Here is an 18,363-nt window from a genome sequence, read left to right as displayed (position 1 = left end):
GGCGCCACCCAAGCCTTGAGGAAGAAATGCCGAGTTTGCGAACCGTACTGAAAGGGATGCTGCTGCTGGCGATGCTGGCGGCCGGCAGCGCCCGCGCCGAGCTGAACATCGAGATCATAGGCGGCGGCGCCAGCCGCCACGCCATCTCCATCGTGCCGTTCAAGGACGAGACGCCCACCCAGGGCAACCTGACGCCGGTGATCCGCAACGACCTGGCGCTGTCGGGCGCCTTCCGCCTGATCGATCCGTCCGCCGTCGCCAACGTGCCGTTCGAACCGTCCGACATCCGCTACCCGCTGTGGCGGGCCGCCGGCGCGCAATCCGTCGCCATCGGCAAGGTGGAGCAGACGGCCGGCGGCCAGCTGAAGATCAGCTTCCGCCTGATGGACGCCTCGCAGCAGAAACAGCTGACCAGCGGCGAATTCACCGTCACCCCTGACCGCAGCCGCCAGGTGGCGCACGCCATCGCCGACCTGATCTATGAAGCGATCACCGGGCAAAAAGGCTTCTTCAACACCCGCCTGGCCTATGTGCTGAAATCCGGCCGCAGCTACGCGCTGCAGATTTCGGATGTGGACGGCCAGCGCAGCCAGACCATACTGCGCTCCAGCGAGCCCATCATCTCGCCCAGCTGGAGCCCTGACGGCCGCTACATCGCCTACGTGTCCTTCGCCAGCCAGAAGCCGGTGGTCTGGGTGCAGGACCTGGCCACCGGCCAGCGCCGCGCGGTGGCCAATTTCAAGGGCAGCAACTCCGCCCCGGCCTGGAGCCCGGACGGCAGCCGGCTGGCGGTGGTGCTCACCACCAGCGGCAATTCGCAGATCTATATCCTCAACGTCGCCGGCGGCAGCCCGCGCCGGCTGATGTACAACGGCGGCATCGATACCGAGCCGGCGTTCAGCCCGGACGGCGGCACGGTCTACTTCGTCTCCGACCGCAGCGGCAACCCGCAGATTTACCGCGTGCCGGTAAACGGCGGCGACGCGCAGCGCGTGACCTGGGAAGGCAAATACAACGTGTCTCCCAAGCTGTCGCCGGATGGCAAGACCCTGGTCTACATCCGCCGCGAAGCCGGAAATTTCCGCGTGATGTCGCAGGATTTGGCAACTAATGACACTCGTCTATTGTCAGATGGTAGTTATAGCGAACGCCCCAGCTTCGCACCCAATGGCCGCATGGTGCTGTACTCCAGCGACGTCGGCGGCAGCAGCGTGCTGTATGCGGCCACCGCGGACGGCAGCAGCAAGGTGAAGCTGGCGGTGCTCAATGGCGATGTACAGGACCCGGCATGGGGTCCATTCAATAATCCTTGAGGGAGCCACACAATGAACTGGAAACAACTCGTCCTCGGCAGCGCGGTTGCCACCCTGCTGGCCGCCTGCGCCAGCACCAAGCCCGCCGAAGCGCCCGCTACGCCGGTAGCGCCGACGCCGCAAACCCAGGCGCCGGTCGACACCTCGGCCAGCAACCAGGGCCAAGTGGCGCTGGACCCGCTGAACGACCCGAACAGCCCGCTGGCCAAGCGCAGCGTGTACTTCGCCTTTGACTCCTCCACCGTTGACGGCGCCGGCAAGGAAGTGGTCGCCAACCACTCCGACTACCTGAAGGGCCACGACAAGAAAGTGATCATCCAAGGCAACACCGACGCCCGCGGCAGCCGCGAATACAACCTGGCACTGGGCCAGCGCCGCGCAGAAAGCGTCAAGCACGCGATGGAAGTGCTGGGCGTGAAGGAAAGCCAGCTGGAAGCCGTGAGCTTCGGCAAGGAAAAACCGAAGGCTACCGGCTCGTCCGACGCCGACTACGCCGAAAACCGCCGCGCCGACGTCGTCTACCAGGGCCAATAAGCGCCCTGCAACGGGCGGCCAGCCGCCCGGCGCGCGTTTTCCCAGCCGGATGCAGGCGGGGGCTGATACTCGGCCGACAACCCGCTATGATATCCGGCTGTTTACTTGTGACTTCTCGGGAACCTCATGAAACGGCTCGCCATCCATAGCGCCCTGTTGCTGATCCTGACCGGCTGCGCCACCTCCAGCGATCTGGAAGCCACCCGCCGCCAGATCGATCAGGTCAACCGCCAGGCCTCAACCCGCCTCTCCGAAGTGGAAAGCAAATTGTCCAACGACAAGTTGCTGGAAATGGTCAGCCAGGTGGAAAACCTGAAAGCCGAAGTGGCCAAGCTGCGCGGCGACGTGGAAGTGCTGAACTACAATCTGCAGACCACGCAGAAGCGCCAGAACGATCTCTACAACGATCTGGACGGCCGTCTGTCCCACCTGGAGGGCACCGGCAAGCAGGATGCCTCGCAACCCGCCGCCCAGCAGGCTTCCAGCGGCGACAGCCAGGCCAGCCCGGACTACGACAAGGCGCTCAATCTGCTGCGCGCGCGCGACTTCCCCAACGCCATCAACGCGCTGGGCCTCTACATCCAGCAGAATCCGCAGGCGCCGCAAGCGGCCGAGGCCAGCTACTGGCTGGGCGTCGCCCATACCGCGCTGCGCCAATACGACGCCGCCATCGACATCCACCGCCGCTTCGTCGAGCAATACCCGAGCAACCATTTCGCGCCGGACGCGATGCGCAATATCGGCACCTGCCAGCGCGACCTGGGCCAGGTAGACCAGGCGAAAAACACCTTCCGCCGCCTGATCAAGCTGTATCCGAAGAGCGACGCCGCGCAGAAGGCCAAGCAGCAGCTGGCCAAAATGTAGGCAACCGGCGCCTGGATTGCCGCGCGGCAATGCCGTTCGCCCCCGAGGGCGGACGGCATTTTGCATTCGGCGCGGCCCAATGCCGGCGGCCGCGCCCCCGATGCGCAAGAAAAAACGGGCGCAAGCCGTGCAGCCCCGCCCGTGTTCCCGCATCCCGGCCAGCCACGGCCGGATATCGCTGGCACGTCCCTACAACAGCACCACGTCGAACAGCTCCTGGGTATAGCTGGCCTCCACCGACAGCGACACCGGCTTGCCGATGAAGTCCACCAGCATCGCCAGGCTCTGCGACTCCTCGTCCAGGAACATGTCTATCACCGACTGCGCCGCCAGGATGCGGTAGCCCTTGGCGTCGTACTGCCGGGCCTCGCGCACGATCTCGCGCTGGATCTCGTAGCACACCGTCTGCGCCGTCTTGATCTCGCCGCGGCCCTGGCAGGTGGGGCAGGGCTCGCACAGCACGTGGGCCAGGCTCTCGCGGGTGCGCTTGCGGGTGATCTCCACCAGGCCCAGGCTGGTGAAGCCGTTCAGCGTCACCCGGGTGCGGTCGCGCGCCATCGCCTTGGCCAGCTCGGCCAGCACCGCCGCCTGGTGCTCGTCGTTGTCCATGTCGATGAAGTCGACGATGACGATGCCGCCCAGATTGCGCAGCCGCAGCTGGCGGGCGATCACCTGGGTGGCTTCCAGATTGGTCTTGAAGATGGTCTCGTCGAAATTGCGGTTGCCGACGAAGCCGCCGGTGTTGACGTCTATCGTCGTCATCGCCTCGGTCTGATCGACGATCAGGTAGCCGCCGAACTTCAGGTTGACGCGGCGCGCCAGCGCCTTGTCGATCTCGGCCTCGATGCCGTGCAGCTCGAACAGCGGCCGCTCGCCGGCGTAGCGTTCTATCTTGTCGACGGCGATCTGCACGTACTGCTCGGCGAACTCCACCATCCGGCTGTAGTTCTCGTTGGAGTCCACCAGCACCTTTTCGGTGTAGCCGCTGACCATGTCGCGCAGCACCCGCACCGCCAGCGGCAGGTCGTCGTACAGCAGGCTCTGCGCCGGCAGCGTCTGCGACTTCTGGCGGATGTCGGTCCACAGCTTGGACAGGTATTCCACGTCGGCGGCCAGCTCGTCGTCGCGCGCGGTCTCGGCGCTGGTGCGGATGATGTAGCCCTTGGGGCTGCCGTCCGGCAACAGCTTCTCCAGCCGCGCCTTCAGGCTGTGGCGCTCGCTGTCGCTTTCTATCTTCTGCGACACGCCGATGTGCTCTTCCTGCGGCAAGTGCACCAGGAAGCGGCCGGCCAGCGAGATCTGCGTCGACAGCCGCGCGCCCTTGGTGCCTATCGGGTCCTTGATCACCTGCACCAGCACGGTCTGGCCTTCGAACAGCATCTTCTCGATGCGTTGCGGCTCGGTGGGATGCTGGCGCTGCTCCAGCACGTCGGCGATGTGCAGGAAGGCGGCGCGCTCCAGGCCGATCTCGATGAAGGCGCTCTGCATGCCGGGCAGCACGCGTTTGACCTGGCCCAGATAGATGTTGCCGACGATGCCGCGGCTGGCGGCGCGCTCCACGTGCAGCTCCTGCACGATGCCGTCCTCCAGCACCGCGACGCGGGTTTCCTGCGGCGTGATGTTGACCAGAATCTGTTCTTGCGGCCGCGGCAAATCGCGCGGCAGCGCTATCGATTGATGCAGCATATTAGCTTCCTTCCGGCTTACGGCAGGTCGAAGCCGAATTCGGCCAGGAGCAGCGCGGTTTCGTGTACCGGCAGGCCCATCACGCCGGTGTAGCTGCCTTCGATGTGTTCGATGAACACGCCGGCGCGGCCCTGGATGCCGTAGGCGCCGGCCTTGTCGAACGGCTCGCCGCTGGCGAGGTAGCGCTCGATTTCGGCGTCGGACAATTCCTTGAAGAACACGTCGGTGACCGAGGTCTTGACCAGCAACCGCTCACCCTGGCGGATGGCCACGCTGGTGATGGCCTGGTGGCTGCGGCCGGAGAAGGCGCGCAACATGCGGCGGGCGTCGTCGGCGCCTTCCGGCTTGCCGAAGATTTCGCCGTCCTGGGTCACCGTGGTGTCGGCGGCCAGCAGCGGGCGCTCGGGCAGACCGGCTTCGCTCACCACCCGCCAGCCGGCGGCAGCCTTTTCGCGCGCCAGACGTTCGGTGTAGGCCACGGCGTCCTCGCCCGGCAACACCGCTTCGTCTATGTCGGCGTGAATGCGTTCCAGATGCAGGCCCAGCTGTTCCAGTATCTCGCGGCGGCGCGGGCTGCCGGAGGCCAGGTAGATTCGGGTGTCATTGGTGCTCATGTCAGGCTGCTCGTTTGTTCTTTGGCTGAGGCCTAGGTTACCAGAGCGGCCATCCGCCAACCATCACTAGTGCGGAAATGACGGCGCTGCCGGCGTGAAAACGCTGGAGAAACAGGCGTTTCCAGCGATGGGGAAATGGTGAACGATTGTAACAGCAGGAGGGAAATCAGCGGCTTGCGCAATGCCAGAGTCAATTGAATGGATAATTAATATTCATTATGGAAATCAACATCGGCAGGGTTGCCTTTGCTATGATGAGCGCCTCTCCGCGCCAGCAGGCCCATCCATGCAGCCTACCAGTCTCGCCCTCCGCCAAGCCAATCCGGCTACCGCCGCCGCCATCCTGCTGATCCTGTTCAACCCTTTGGGCATCGATCTTTATCTGGCGGCGCTGCCGGCGATGCAGCGGTTTTTCCAGGCCGACGTCTCGGCCAGCATCAGCGTATTCGTATTCAGCCTGGGCCTGGGCCAGCTGCTGTTCGGCCCGCTGGCCGACCGCATCGGCCGCCGCCCGGTGGCGCTGGGCGGCCTGCTGCTTTACGCGCTGAGCGCCGCGCTGGCCAGCCAGTGCGACAGCTTGCCGGCCTTCCTGGCGCTGCGCGCGCTGCAGGGCCTGGGCGCCAGCGCCAGCTCGGTCTGCGCCTTCACCATGATACGCGACTGCTTCTCCGGCAACGCCGCCGCCCAGCGCTACAGCATGCTCAACGGCGCACTCAACATCGTGCCGGCGCTGGCGCCGGCGCTCGGCGGCCTGCTCACCGAGCATTACGGCTGGCAGGCCTGTTTCCTGTTTCTGGCGCTGGCGGCCTTGTCGACAAGCGCCTGGCTGGCCCGGCTGATGCCGGAAACCCTGCCGCCGCAGCGCGAGCGCCAAAGCGGACCCGGCCTGGGACAGATGCTGCGCCACCCGGCGCTGTGGCGCTACGGCGCCTGCAGCAGCAGCGCGCTTGGTCTGATCATCAGCTACGTGACGCTGGCGCCGGGCGTGCTGATAGACCGCGCCGGCCTGTCCTCCGCCACCTTCGGCCTGCTATTCGGCGCCAACGCATTGCTGATCATGGCCAGCAGCCTGGCCGGCTTGCAACTGATCAGCCGCTTCAGCCAGCGCCGCGTGCTGCACGCCGGCCTGGGCCTGATGCTGGCCGCCGGCGCGCTGTTGCTGGGGCTGGCCGGCCAGCAGGGCGCTTGGCATTACATGCTGCCGGTGGCGGTGCTGAGCGTGGGCTTCGCCCTGACCCTGGGTCCGGCCGCCAGCATGGCGATGGCGCCGTTCGCCGAGTCGGCCGGCCGCGCCGCCGCCATCCTGGGCTGCGCGCAGATGCTGTTCGCGGCGGCGCTGTCGGCGCTGCTGGCGGCCTTGCCGCTTTCCGGCGAGCGGGCGCTGGGCTCGGCGGTGATCGCGCTGTCCCTCCTCTGCCTGGCCTTGCAGCGCGCCGCGCCGCGCCAGGGCTGAGCGCTGCCGCCAACTGCCTGAATCGCTTGGGACATTTGCGGGTGCAAGGTTTACAATCCCCGCTGTTCCAAGATTTGGCAGATTCATGAGCAAGCACATCCCACGCAAGCGCTTCGGACAGAACTTCCTGCAGGACGCCGGCGTCATCGCCAGCATCGTCCACGCGGTCAATCCGCAGCCGGACGACATCGTCGTCGAGATCGGCCCCGGCCTCGGCGCCATCACCAAGCCGCTGTTGTCGCGCCTCCAGCACCTGCACGTGGTGGAGATAGACCGCGACATCATCGAGCGGCTCAAGGCCGAGCATCCGCCGGCCAAGCTGACCATCCACGCCGGCGACGCGCTGGCCTTCGACTTCGGCTCGGTCAGCGAGCGGCCGATGAAGATAGTCGGCAACCTGCCGTACAACATCTCCACGCCGCTGCTGTTCCATCTGGCCAGCTATGGCAACCGCGTGCTGGACATGCACTTCATGCTGCAGAAGGAAGTGATAGAGCGGATGGTGGCCGAGCCCTCCACCGCCGACTACGGCCGGCTGACGGTGATGCTGCAATACCGTTTCGAGATGGAAACCATCCTGTTCGTGCCGCCGGAAGCGTTCTGGCCGCCGCCTAAGGTGGACTCGGCCGTGGTGCGGATGATTCCGGCGCCGGGCGCGCGCGGCGTGGCCCGCGACGAGGGCCTGCTGGAGAAGCTGGTGAGCCAGGCCTTCGCCCAGCGCCGCAAGACACTGCGCAACAACCTGAAGGGGCTGGCCGACGTGGCCGATCTGGAGGCACTGGGCATAGACCCGGGCCTGCGGCCGGAGAACCTGGCGGTGGAGGACTACGTCCGCCTGGCCAACCAATTATCTGACAAGGGCATCAAGTCCTGACGCGAATCAAAAATAACAGCATACTGTCGGACAATCACTACAAAGAAGATCAAGGCGCCGTTCCCCGGACGGCGTCATTTTTCCCGCAAAGAGAGTCATAAGGAGAAACACTCATGCGTATTCGCACCTCCGTCATCGCAGGATGTACCCTGGCAGCCATCGCAGCGCTGCCGGCCGGCGCCGCCGAACTGAACGGCACGCTGAAGAAGATCAAGGACAGCGGCGTGATCGTGCTGGGCAACCGCGACGCCTCCATTCCCTTCTCCTACTACGACAACAACCAGAAGCCGATCGGCTACTCGGTCGACCTGGCGAACAAGGTGGTGGAGGAAGTGAAGAAAGAGCTGAAAATGCCCAATCTGCAGGTGAAATACAATCTGGTCACCTCGCAGACCCGCATCCCGCTGGTGCAAAACGGCACCGTCGACCTGGAATGTGGCTCCACCACCAATAACGCCGAGCGCGGCAAGCAAGTGGCGTTTTCGGTGGGCATGTTCGAGATCGGCACCCGCCTGCTGACCGCCAAGACCTCCGGCGTCAAGGACTTCCCCGACCTGAAGGGCAAGAACGTGGTCACCACCGCCGGCACCACCTCCGAGCGGCTGATCAAGTCGATGAACGCCAGCAAGAACATGGGCATGAACATCATCTCCGCCAAGGACCACGGCGAATCGTTCCTGATGCTGGAGTCCGGCCGCGCGGTCGCCTTCATGATGGACGACGCGCTGTTGTACGGCGAGATGGCCAAGGCCAAGAACCCGGCCAACTGGGTGGTCACCGGCAAGTCGCAGTCGTACGAGATCTACGGCTGCATGCTGCGCAAGGACGACCCGGCCTTCAAGAAGGTGGTGGACACCGCGCTCTCCAACACCTTCAAGTCCGGCGAGGTCAACAAGATCTACGCCAAGTGGTTCACCAGCCCGGTGCCGCCCAAGGGCCTGAACCTCAACTTCCCGATGTCCGACGAACTGAAGGCGCTGCTGGCCAAGCCCAGCGACAAGCCCGCCGAATAAGGCGCGCGCGCCTGCCTTGGGCAGGCGCGGCTGACGCTGTCAGACTGGAGCCGCCGCGCTGGATGCGCGGCGGCGGCTTCGCCCTGCCCGGCCGCGCCGGGCGGGGGCATCGATCGCCGCGCCGCATCATGCCGCGCGGCTTGGGAGTGGCTTCATGAATTACCACTGGGACTGGGGAGTCTTTTTCAAATCCACCGGCGTCGGCAGCGAGATCTATCTCAACTGGTTTGTCACCGGCCTGGGGTGGACGCTGGCGGTGGCGCTGGCGGGCTGGCTGATCGCGCTGGCGCTGGGCACCATGCTGGGCGTGTTGCGCACGCTGCCCGGACGCTGGGCCAGCCGCCTGGCCGGCTGCTATGTCGAATTGTTCCGCAACGTGCCCCTGCTGGTGCAGCTGTTCGTCTGGTATTTCCTGGTGCCAGACCTGCTGCCCGAAGGCGCTCAGGTCTGGTTCAAGCAGGATCTGAACCCGGCCACCTCGGCCTATCTGTCGGTGGTGGTGTGCCTGGGCCTGTTCACCGCCGCGCGGGTGGCGGAACAGGTGCGCACCGGCATCGAGGCGCTGCCCGCCGGACAGCGCAACGCGGCGCTGGCGATGGGCTTTTCCTTGCCGCAGATCTACCGCCACGTGCTGCTGCCGCAGGCGCTGCGCATCATCATCCCGCCGTTGACCAGCGAGTTCCTCAACATCATCAAGAACTCGTCGGTGGCGTCCTTGATCGGCCTGATGGAACTGTTGGCGCAGACCAAGCAGACCGCCGAGTTCTCCGCCAACATCTTCGAGGCCTTCACCCTGTCCACCCTGATCTACTTCGCGCTCAACATGAGCCTGATGCTGCTGATGGGCCGGCTGGAACAGAAGCTCAAGGTATCCGGCATGATGGGAGGCAAATGATGGATTTCAGTCAAATCGTCCCGGCGCTGCCGGGCCTGGCCGACGGCATGCTGCTGACGCTGAAGCTGCTGGCTTTCGGCGTTGTCGGCGGCGTGCTGCTGGGCATCTTGCTGGCGCTGGCCAGGCTGTCGGACAAGCGCCTGCTGTCCGGCCTGGCCAAGGCCTATGTCTATTACTTCCGCTCCATTCCGCTGCTGCTGGTGATCTCCTGGTTCTACCTGGTGGTGCCGCTGCTGCTGAACTGGATCACCGGGCGGCTGGAGCCGGTGGGAGCCTTCACCTCCTGCCTGGTAGCCTTCGTGATGTTCGAGGCGGCTTATTTCGCCGAGATCGTCCGCGCCGGCATCCAGGCGATACCCAAGGGCCAGGCCGGCGCCGCCTACGCGCTGGGCATGCGCTACCACCAGGTGATGGCGCTGATCGTGCTGCCGCAGGCGCTGCGCAAGATGCTGCCGCTGCTGCTGCAGCAATCCATCATCCTGTTCCAGGACACGTCTCTGGTATACGCTGTCGGCTTGATGGATTTCCTCAACACCGCCCGTTCCAAGGGCGACATCGTCGGCCTGCCGCATGAATTCCTGATTTTTGCCGGCGCGGTCTACTTCGTGATCAGTTTTGGCGCCTCCCGGCTGGTGAAGCGCCTGCAACAAGGATTGGCTGTATGAGTGCAATGATTTCACTGAACAAGGTCAGCAAGTGGTATGGCAGTTTCCAGGTGCTGACCGACTGCTCCACCCAGGTGGCCAAGGGCGAGGTGGTGGTGGTGTGCGGGCCGTCCGGCTCCGGCAAGTCCACGCTGATCAAGTGCGTCAACGCGCTGGAGCCGTTCCAGCATGGCGAGATCGTCGTCGATGGCATTTCGGTGGGCGATCCGAAAACCGACCTGCCCAAACTGCGTAGCCGCGTCGGCATGGTGTTCCAGCACTTCGAGCTGTTTCCGCACCTGACCATCACCGAGAACCTGGCCATCGCCCAGGTCAAGGTGCTGGGCCGCAGCCGCGACGAGGCGATGGCCAAGGGCCTGAAGCTGCTGGAGCGGGTGGGACTGACCGCGCAGGCCGACAAGCATCCCGGCCAGCTGTCCGGCGGCCAGCAGCAGCGGGTGGCGATCGCCCGCGCGCTGGCGATGGACCCGATCGCCATGCTGTTCGACGAACCGACCAGCGCGCTGGACCCGGAGATGATCAACGAGGTGCTGGACGTGATGACCGAGCTGGCGCACGAGGGCATGACCATGATGTGCGTGACGCACGAGATGGGCTTCGCCCGCCGCGTGGCCGACCGGGTGATCTTCATGGACCAGGGCCGCATCGTCGAGGACTGCGCTAAGGAGGAATTCTTCGGCGATCTGGACGCCCGCAGCGAACGCGCGCGCCAATTCCTGTCGAAGATACTGCAGCACTGAGGCGCGATGCCGCCATGCGGACAGCCCACGCCGCGGCGTGGGCTGTTTTTTTGCAACAGTGGGCGCCCCGCGCGGGCGACAAAGCGCATGTCATTGGCAATTAGCGGATAGGATTGCTGAATACATTTCCAAGCAAAACCACCGTGAAGACACTGCTTGCCCTGTTGCTGTGCTGGCTGGGACTCGCTGTCCAGCCGGCGTCCGCCGCCGTCGACGGTCCGCGCCCGCTGGTGCTGGCCTACAACGCCTTCGCGCCGTGGAAGAACTACGACAGCCAGGGCCAGCCGACGGGACCGTACACCGAGATCGTGCGCGAGCTGGCGCGCAGGCTGGGAATGCCGCTGCGCTTCCTCCACTGCCCGTTGCCGCGCTGTCTGGCGGCGATGCAGCATGGCCGGGCCGACCTGATGATAGGCGTGCAGTACAACCCGCAGCGCGCCCGCTATCTCGACTATCTGGAGCCGCCCTTCGCCAGCGGCAACCGGCTGGCGCTGTACCAGCGCAACAGCGATCCGCGCAGCATCGGCCGCTATCAGGACCTGCTGCCGCTGAAGGTGGGCGTGGTGGAGGGAGTGCAGTATCAGGAAGACTTCGACAACGATGCCCGCCTGCGCCGCGACACCGCGCTGACAATGGAGTCCAGCTTCCGCAAGCTGGCCGCCGGCCGCATCGACGCGCTGATAGGCAACGAACAGCAAACCGCGTTGCTGGCGTCCAGCCGCGAATTCGCCGGACGGGTCCGCTGACGCTGGACGACACGCGGCCGCACCGGCTGGCGCTGGCGCTGAACTCGCCGCTGCACGCGGACAAAGCCCGCTTCGCGCAAACGCTGCGGGCGATGCTGGACGACGGCAGCGTCGCCCGCATCCTGAGCGGCCTGCCGCTGCGGCCGACCGCGCCCGCGGCGCCGCGCTAGGCGCGCGGGGAAAACCATGCTGGCCCTGAGCGATGGCGGCTGGCATAGTAGGGTCTTTGCACTATCACCAGTGGGACGCAACGCCATGCAAGACCAACACGCCTGGTCCGGCCGCTTTTCCGAGCCGGTATCCGAACTCGTCAAGCACTACACCGCCTCCATCGGCTTCGACTACCGGCTGGCCGCGGTCGATATCGAGGGCTCGCTGGCCCACGCCGCGATGCTGAACCGCGCGGGCGTGCTGTCCGACGCCGACCTGGCCGCCATCCGCCGCGGCATGGGCGAAATCCTGGCCGACATCGGCGCCGGCAAGCTAGCGTGGAGCGTGGACCTGGAAGACGTCCACATGAACGTCGAGCGCCGCCTCACCGACAAGATAGGCGACGCCGGCAAGCGGCTGCACACCGGCCGCTCGCGCAACGACCAGGTGGCCACCGACATCCGGCTGTGGCTGCGCGGCGAGATCGACGCCACCGTCCACCTGCTCGCCGAACTGCAAACCAGCCTGCTGGAACTGGCGGAGCAGCACGCCGCCACCGTGATGCCGGGCTTCACCCACCTGCAGGTGGCGCAGCCGGTCACCTTCGGCCACCACCTGCTGGCCTATGTGGAGATGCTGGCGCGCGACGCCGAGCGGATGCAGGACTGCCGCAAGCGCGTCAACCGCCTGCCGCTGGGCGCGGCCGCGCTCGCCGGCACCACCTTCCCGATCGACCGCCATTACACCGCGCAATTGCTGGGCTTCGACGACGTCTGCCACAACTCGCTGGACGCGGTGTCCGACCGCGACTTCGCCATCGAATTCACCGCCGCAGCCAGCCTGGTGATGGTCCACCTGTCGCGGTTGTCGGAAGAACTGATACTGTGGATGAGCCCGCGCGTCGGCTTCATCGACATCGCAGACCGCTTCTGCACCGGCTCGTCCATCATGCCGCAGAAGAAAAACCCCGACGTGCCGGAGCTGGTGCGCGGCAAGTCCGGCCGAGTGGTCGGCCACCTGATCGCGCTGATCACGCTGATGAAGGCGCAGCCCTTGGCCTACAACAAGGACAACCAGGAAGACAAGGAGCCTTTGTTCGACACCGTGGACACGCTGCAGACCACGCTGCGCATCTACGCCGACATGATGCGCGGCATCACGGTGAGGCCGGAGGCGATGCGCGCCGCGGTGCTGCAGGGCTACGCCACCGCCACCGACCTGGCCGACTACCTGGTGAAGAAGGGCCTGCCGTTCCGCGACAGCCATGAAGTGGTGGCGCTGGCGGTGCGCCACGCCGAGCGCCAAGGCGTCGATCTGGCCGAGTTGCCGCTGGCGGTGCTGCAAGGCTTCAGTGCGCTGATCACCGACGATGTCTATACCTTACTGACGCCGGAAGGCAGCCTGGCGCAACGCGACCATGTGGGCGGCACCGCGCCGGTCCAGGTAATGGCTCAGATCGCCCGCCATCGCAGCAGGCTGGGATGAACTGAGCCCGCCTGCGTGTTGAATCCAAGCCCTCCCGTCGGAGGGTTTTTATTTTTGGTTTAAAATAAAGTGGCAATTATAAATTAATCAGCCCAGCCACTCGCCCGCCAGCCTGGTTGCGGCCACGTTTCGGAGACTGGATGAACCCCCTGCACCCACGCCGCAAGCACCGGCTGGCACACCTGCTGCCGGCCCTGCTGGTCGGCCTGCTGCCGCTGTTGACCGTAACCCCCACCCTGCTGTGGCAGGAAAGACAAGACCTGCGCCGCCTGGCGCGGCAGCAGACGCAGCAGGGCCTGGAACTGGTGGACGAAATACTGGGCCAGGCCGACCTCGCCGCCCGCGCCATCCTGCCGCAAGCTGGCCAGCCCTGCGGCCAAGCGGTCTACAATCTGCGCCGCCAGGTGGCGGTAGTGCCCTTCGTGCGCAGCACCGCGCTGGCGCGCGGCGACGCCTTCTACTGCACCTCGCTGAGCGGCCCCATCGCGCTGCCGCTGCATAGCGGCCAATTCGTCAACGGCCTGCTGCAACTGTTGCCCGGCAACAGGATCACGCCCGACGTGCCGCTGCTGTACTACCGGCTGCAAGGGCCGAGCGGCGACGCGGTGGCCACCATAGACGGCCGCTATCTGCAACTGGCCTTGCAGGACGCCAGCAACAACAATCCAGTGTACCTGCAGATAGGCCGGGAATGGCTGGGTCCGCGCAAAGTGGGGCGAGGACAAGCGCCGCAGCCCTGGCAAATCCAGGAAAGCCGCCGTTCGCAACGCTATCCGTATACCGTGCTGACCGGCTACGACATCCCGCCCTGGCACCTTCTGCTGTGGCAGCACCACACCTCGCTGGCCATCGTACTGCTGCTGCTGGGCCTGTCGGCCGGCGTCACCCTGTACTGGCTGCTGGGGCGGCCGGCATCGCCGACGCGGGAGCTGCAGCGCGCGCTGGAGGGCGACGAGTTCGAAGGCTTCCTGCAGCCGGTGGTGAAGCCGGGCCAGCCCGGCTGGCAGGGCGCCGAGGTGCTGATGCGCTGGCGCCACCCGCGCGAGGGACTGATCCGTCCCGACTTGTTCATCCCGCGCGCCGAGGAAAGCGGCATGATTGTGCCGATGACGCGCAAAATGATGCGGCAGGTGGTCGGCCAACTAAGCCGGCAGCCGCTGCCGCCGGGCTTCCACCTGGGCTTCAACATCAGCCGCGCCCATCTGCAGGACAACCGGCTTTACGATGACTGCCAGGAACTGCAGCGCATGCTGGCCGGCAGCCAGGCCACCCTGACCCTGGAGCTGACCGAGCGCGAGATGATAGAAATCACGCCCGCGGTGGAAGAGCTGTTCCGCAAGCTGCACCTGTTGGGAGTGAAGATCGCGCTGGACGACTTCGGCACCGGCCATTCCAGCCTGGTCTACCTGCAGCAGCTGGCGGTGGACGGCCTGAAGATAGACCAGGGCTTCGTCGCCGGCATCGGCAGCGACGGCCTGTCCGGCCACATCGTCGACAGCGTGGCGGAGCTGGCGGCCAAGCTGGGATTGGAAACGGTGGCGGAAGGCGTGGAAACCGCCGAGCAGATGGAATACCTGAGCCGGTTGGGGGTGGGCTGGCTGCAAGGCTATCACATCGCCAGGCCGATGCCGCTGGCCGAGTTCATCCAACGCTTGCGCCAGGGCGACACCTGGAAATAGGTAAATGACATTGCCGTTGGCATGCTGGCTGCGTACACTGGGCCGCTTCGCGTCCGTCAGCGACGATCACCCGCAAGGGCTTTGTTGCATAACCCCGCCCAGAAATGAGCATCCCCTTACCCCTGGCGGATTTAGCCCATCGCGGCCACCGCCACGGCCTTCGGGGGGCCCAGAGCGGTAAAATGGTTCAACAACGGCTTTGTTGCACAAATACTCCCCCACCGCAGCTTGGTAAGATAGCGGCATGACCAAGCCCGCTCCAAAACGCTACCGAACGACCAACTGGAAAGCCTACAACCAAGCCCTGATCCGACGCGGCTCTCTGTCCGTCTGGTTCGACACAACCATGTCATGGCAGGCGACTCCGCAGGGCAAGCGCGGACGGACACAGACCTATAGCGATGTAGCTATTCAGTTCTGTTTGACCATCAAGAACCTATTTGGACTGCCTTTGCGGCAAACCATCGGTTTCATCCAAAGCCTGCTCAAGCTGGCGGGCCTGGACTGGAGCGTCCCCGACTACAGCACGCGATCCAGACGGCAGCAAACGCTGCAGGTCCAAATTCCCTACCAGAAAGGCTCGGGCGCGCTGCACCTGCTGGTGGATAGCACAGGCATCAAGATGCTGGGCGAAGGCGAATGGAAAACCAAGAAGCACGGCGCGGAATACCGCCTGCAATGGCGTAAGGTGCATCTGGGCATCGATGCGGAAACCCTGCAAATCCGCGCCATTGAAGTGACAGACAACCGCCAGGGCGATGCGCAAATGTTGCCTTCGCTCTTGGCGCAAATCCCGGCTGATGAGCCGATAGCCTGCGTGAGCGGGGATGGGGCTTTTGATACCAAGGCATGTCATGAGACGATTGCCGCGCGAGGCGCAACCGGATGCATTCCGACCCGCAAGAATGCGAGACCGTGGAAAGGAAATTCGCTGGGTGTGCGGGCTCGCAACGAGATTCTGCGGGCGACCAAGCGACTAGGCAGGGCAATCTGGAAACGCTGGAGCGGCTATCATCGCCGCAGCTTGGTGGAAACTAAGATACATTGCTTCAAACGGTTGGGGGAAAGGGTGACGGCACGGCGTTTCGATGGTCAAGTGGCAGAGCTGCAAGTGCGCGCAGCGATCTTGAACCACTTCAGCATGCGGGGCCGGCCGTGCACGGTGGCTATGGCATAAATCGGTTTGGGGAAAGGGGAAACTCGTCCTGCCTGGGATTTGTGCAACAGAGCCACTGCAACGCCATGACGAAGCCATGCCTCAGCCCGGCCGCGGCGAGGTCTTGCTGCAAGTGCGCGCCAGCTCGCTCAACTACCGCGACTTGGCGCTGCTCAACGGCCGCTATCCGATGAGCTATCAGGACGGCCTGGTGCCACTATCCGACGCCGCCGGCGAAGTGGTGGAGCTGGGCGCGGACTGCCGCCGTTTTACCGTCGGAGACCGCATCTGCAACACCTTCTTCCCGGAGTGGTTCAGAGGGCCGTTTCCGTTGCCGACGGCGGCGCGCCAGTACGGCAGCAATCTGGACGGCTGGCTGTGCCAGTACAAGGTAGTGCGCGAAGAGGCGCTGGTGAAGGCGCCGCAGCACCTGAGCTTCGCCGAGGCCGCCACCCTGACTTGCGCCGCGCTCACCGCCTGGACCGCTTTGCACGGCCCGCAGCCGATCCGGGCCGGCGACACTGTGCTGACCCAAGGCAGCGGCGGCGTATTCTTGTTCGCCATCCAGCTGGCCAAGCTGCTGGGGGCGCGGGTGATCGCCACCACATCCAGCGCCGCCAAGGCGCAACGGCTGACGGAGCTGGGGGCGGACGAGGTGATCGACTACACCGCCCGGCCCGATTGGGACGCGGCGGCGCGTGAGCTGAACGGCGGCCCCCCGCGATCCGGGCAAGGTAGTGATCCCGCACTGGGCCTGCGCCGCCGTCGTCGTGGCGGCGGCCGGAAACGGCTGAATTTGCAGCCGGCATTTGCTATCGGAGGGAAAAATATGTTACTAAAGTAACGTGATTTTCGATTCCGAATAGTTATGAGCCGCTCTCCACGTCACGACAAGATACTGCAACTGGTCCGCGAAAACGGCTTCATGCCGATCGAAGAGCTGGCCCGTCTGCTTGATGTCACGCCGCAAACCATCCGCCGCGACATCAACCAGCTGTGCGAAGCCAATCTGCTGCGCCGCTACCATGGCGGCGCCGCGCTGGGCAACAGCGTGGAGAACGAGGACTACTTTGCGCGCAAAGGAAAATTCCAGAGCGAAAAGGCCCACATCGCCGACATGATCGCGCGCAGCATCCCCGATCATGCCTCGCTGTTCATGAGCATAGGCACCACGATAGAGGCGGTGGCGCAGGCGCTCACCGCCACCCACAAGGGCCTGCGCGTGATCACCAACAACATCCACGTCGCCTCCATCATGTCCACCAACCCGGACTTCACCGCGATGATCACCTCCGGCACCGTGCGCGCGTCGGACGGCGGCATCACCGGCGTGGCGACGCTGGACTTCATCAACCAGTTCAAGGTGGACTACGCCATCATCGGCGTGTCCGGCATCGAATCCGACGGCTCGCTGCTGGACTTCGACTACCGCGAAGTGCGGGTGGCGCAGGCAATGATGAACAATGCCCGCCACCGCTACCTGGCCGCCGATCACAGCAAGTTCGGCCGCAACGCGCTGGTGCGCATGGGCCACATCAGCGAATTCCACACCGTATTCACCGATTCGATGCCGCCGGAGCCGGTGAGCAAGCTGCTGGAAGAACACAGCGTGCGGCTGGTGCTGTCCGAAGCCTGAGCCCCCAGCTCTGCCCACGCGAAAACGCCGTCCGCCCGAATAGGCCGACGGCGTTCGCTTTGGCGCGGCGTCAGCTCGGCTGGGCCTGCTGGCCGAAGATGTCCTTCCAGCTGGTGTAGGCGGTGACGTAAGCCACCGGAAACCACAGCAGCAGGCCCAGGCCCAGCGGCAGCAGCGCCAACAAGCCCAGCACGCTCAGCGTCAGCCCTGCCACCAATAGCGGCAACCAGTTGCTCAGGCCGGCCGACAGGCTGCTGCGAACCGCCGGCCAGGGCGCGACGCCGCCCAGCGCCACCTGGGCCGGCGCAAACCAGTAACTCAGGCTGACCACAAACACCACCACCGCCATCAGCAGCATCAGCAGGCCGACCACGCCGCCCGACGCCGCGGCGCGCTGGCCGGCCTCGATGTGGCCGCCGGCCAGCCCTCCCAGCACGCCGGTGGCCATGCCGGCGGCCACCACCGCCAGCGTCGCCGTCAGCATCAGGATGAAGAACATCGCGCCCACCTGCATCAGAGGGCCGGGCATCAGGCGGAAACCGGCGAACAGGTCGGCCAACTCCAGCTCCTCGCCGCGCTCCGACTTGCTGGCGGCCATCACGAAGCCGGCGGCGAACACCGGGGCGACGATGGCGCCGATCAGGTTGCCTATCATCGGCACCAGGCTGATGGCGAAATGGATCAGCAGGTAGACCAGCGCCAGCAGCACCCAGGTCAGCGGCTGCTCGCGCACGATGTAAAAAGCCTCCACGCACCAGCGCCAGCCGCGGCCGGCGCCGACTTTACGGGGAAGGGTAGGGTTGTCGAACGGCTGCATAGAAATTCTCCACGATGACGGTTTTAGCGCCGGATAAAGGGGG

The 18,363-nt window shown here is 65.2% G+C and carries 18 protein-coding genes; 15 read left to right on the top strand and 3 right to left on the bottom strand.

What is annotated here, in order from left to right; translation table 11 throughout:
- Positions 1 to 26: 26 nt before the first annotated feature.
- The 3 genes from tolB (at position 27) to ybgF (ending at position 2,711) form a co-directional block, all read left to right on the top strand.
- Positions 27 to 1,313 (top strand): Tol-Pal system beta propeller repeat protein TolB, encoded by a 1,287-nt coding sequence (gene tolB / locus BI344_RS04925; protein WP_071111803.1) that lies wholly within the window; start codon positions 27 to 29, stop codon positions 1,311 to 1,313.
- 12 nt (positions 1,314 to 1,325) lie between these two features.
- Positions 1,326 to 1,847 carry an OmpA family protein gene (locus tag BI344_RS04920; RefSeq protein WP_071111802.1) on the top strand — a complete coding sequence of 174 codons (522 nt, stop codon included), beginning with the start codon at positions 1,326 to 1,328 and terminating at the stop codon, positions 1,845 to 1,847.
- Between the two features lie 126 nt (positions 1,848 to 1,973).
- Positions 1,974 to 2,711 carry a tol-pal system protein YbgF gene (gene ybgF, locus BI344_RS04915; RefSeq protein WP_071111801.1) on the top strand — a complete coding sequence of 246 codons (738 nt, stop codon included), beginning with the start codon at positions 1,974 to 1,976 and terminating at the stop codon, positions 2,709 to 2,711.
- 189 nt (positions 2,712 to 2,900) lie between these two features.
- Here ybgF and rng read toward each other — a convergent pair whose 3' ends face one another.
- Positions 2,901 to 4,397 (bottom strand): ribonuclease G, encoded by a 1,497-nt coding sequence (rng, locus tag BI344_RS04910; protein ID WP_071111800.1) that lies wholly within the window; start codon positions 4,395 to 4,397, stop codon positions 2,901 to 2,903.
- Positions 4,398 to 4,414: 17 nt separating this feature from the next.
- Positions 4,415 to 5,011 (bottom strand): Maf family protein, encoded by a 597-nt coding sequence (locus tag BI344_RS04905; RefSeq protein WP_071111799.1) that lies wholly within the window; start codon positions 5,009 to 5,011, stop codon positions 4,415 to 4,417.
- A gap of 286 nt (positions 5,012 to 5,297) precedes the next feature.
- Between BI344_RS04905 and BI344_RS04900 the strand changes: the two genes are divergently transcribed.
- From BI344_RS04900 to BI344_RS04845, 12 genes are all read left to right on the top strand, one after another.
- A complete protein-coding gene (locus BI344_RS04900) occupies positions 5,298 to 6,464 on the top strand; it encodes a multidrug effflux MFS transporter (protein ID WP_071111798.1) in 1,167 nt (388 codons plus the stop codon).
- Between the two features lie 85 nt (positions 6,465 to 6,549).
- Positions 6,550 to 7,338, top strand: a complete 789-nt coding sequence (gene rsmA / locus BI344_RS04895) for a 16S rRNA (adenine(1518)-N(6)/adenine(1519)-N(6))-dimethyltransferase RsmA (protein ID WP_071111797.1) — start codon at positions 6,550 to 6,552, stop codon at positions 7,336 to 7,338.
- Between the two features lie 113 nt (positions 7,339 to 7,451).
- Positions 7,452 to 8,351: a glutamate/aspartate ABC transporter substrate-binding protein gene (locus tag BI344_RS04890; protein ID WP_071111796.1), complete on the top strand. Its 900-nt coding sequence runs from the start codon at positions 7,452 to 7,454 to the stop codon at positions 8,349 to 8,351.
- A gap of 154 nt (positions 8,352 to 8,505) precedes the next feature.
- Complete coding sequence (locus tag BI344_RS04885; RefSeq protein ID WP_071111795.1) at positions 8,506 to 9,246, top strand: amino acid ABC transporter permease; 741 nt, start codon at positions 8,506 to 8,508, stop codon at positions 9,244 to 9,246.
- Positions 9,246 to 9,911 (top strand): amino acid ABC transporter permease, encoded by a 666-nt coding sequence (locus BI344_RS04880; RefSeq protein WP_071111794.1) that lies wholly within the window; start codon positions 9,246 to 9,248, stop codon positions 9,909 to 9,911. The genes BI344_RS04885 and BI344_RS04880 overlap by 1 nt, the downstream gene beginning before the upstream one ends.
- 5 nt (positions 9,912 to 9,916) lie before the next feature.
- Positions 9,917 to 10,651 carry an amino acid ABC transporter ATP-binding protein gene (locus tag BI344_RS04875; protein ID WP_071111793.1) on the top strand — a complete coding sequence of 245 codons (735 nt, stop codon included), beginning with the start codon at positions 9,917 to 9,919 and terminating at the stop codon, positions 10,649 to 10,651.
- Positions 10,652 to 10,794: 143 nt separating this feature from the next.
- Complete coding sequence (locus BI344_RS04870) at positions 10,795 to 11,397, top strand: substrate-binding periplasmic protein (RefSeq protein ID WP_158021031.1); 603 nt, start codon at positions 10,795 to 10,797, stop codon at positions 11,395 to 11,397.
- A gap of 255 nt (positions 11,398 to 11,652) precedes the next feature.
- Positions 11,653 to 13,032, top strand: coding sequence for an argininosuccinate lyase (gene argH / locus BI344_RS04865; RefSeq protein WP_071111791.1), 1,380 nt, complete (start codon positions 11,653 to 11,655; stop codon positions 13,030 to 13,032).
- A 140-nt stretch (positions 13,033 to 13,172) separates the two neighbouring features.
- A complete protein-coding gene (locus BI344_RS04860) occupies positions 13,173 to 14,711 on the top strand; it encodes an EAL domain-containing protein (RefSeq protein ID WP_071111790.1) in 1,539 nt (512 codons plus the stop codon).
- A 244-nt stretch (positions 14,712 to 14,955) separates the two neighbouring features.
- Positions 14,956 to 15,888: an IS5 family transposase gene (locus BI344_RS04855; RefSeq protein WP_071111789.1), complete on the top strand. Its 933-nt coding sequence runs from the start codon at positions 14,956 to 14,958 to the stop codon at positions 15,886 to 15,888.
- A gap of 76 nt (positions 15,889 to 15,964) precedes the next feature.
- Positions 15,965 to 16,711, top strand: a complete 747-nt coding sequence (locus tag BI344_RS04850; protein WP_071111788.1) for a zinc-dependent alcohol dehydrogenase family protein — start codon at positions 15,965 to 15,967, stop codon at positions 16,709 to 16,711.
- Positions 16,712 to 16,735: 24 nt separating this feature from the next.
- On the top strand, positions 16,736 to 17,503 hold the full coding sequence (locus tag BI344_RS04845; protein ID WP_071111787.1) for a DeoR/GlpR family DNA-binding transcription regulator: 768 nt from the start codon (positions 16,736 to 16,738) through the stop codon (positions 17,501 to 17,503).
- A gap of 70 nt (positions 17,504 to 17,573) precedes the next feature.
- On the opposite strand, the gene BI344_RS04840 is transcribed toward BI344_RS04845, so the two are convergent.
- A complete protein-coding gene (locus BI344_RS04840) occupies positions 17,574 to 18,320 on the bottom strand; it encodes a BPSS1780 family membrane protein (RefSeq protein ID WP_071111786.1) in 747 nt (248 codons plus the stop codon).
- Between the last annotated feature and the right edge of the window lie 43 nt (positions 18,321 to 18,363).

The sequence above is a fragment of the Chromobacterium sphagni genome, from assembly GCF_001855555.1.
Classification (GTDB): domain Bacteria; phylum Pseudomonadota; class Gammaproteobacteria; order Burkholderiales; family Chromobacteriaceae; genus Chromobacterium; species Chromobacterium sphagni.
The sequence above is the reverse complement of the archived record's forward strand: the minus strand, read 5'-3'. Positions and strand labels throughout refer to the sequence as shown.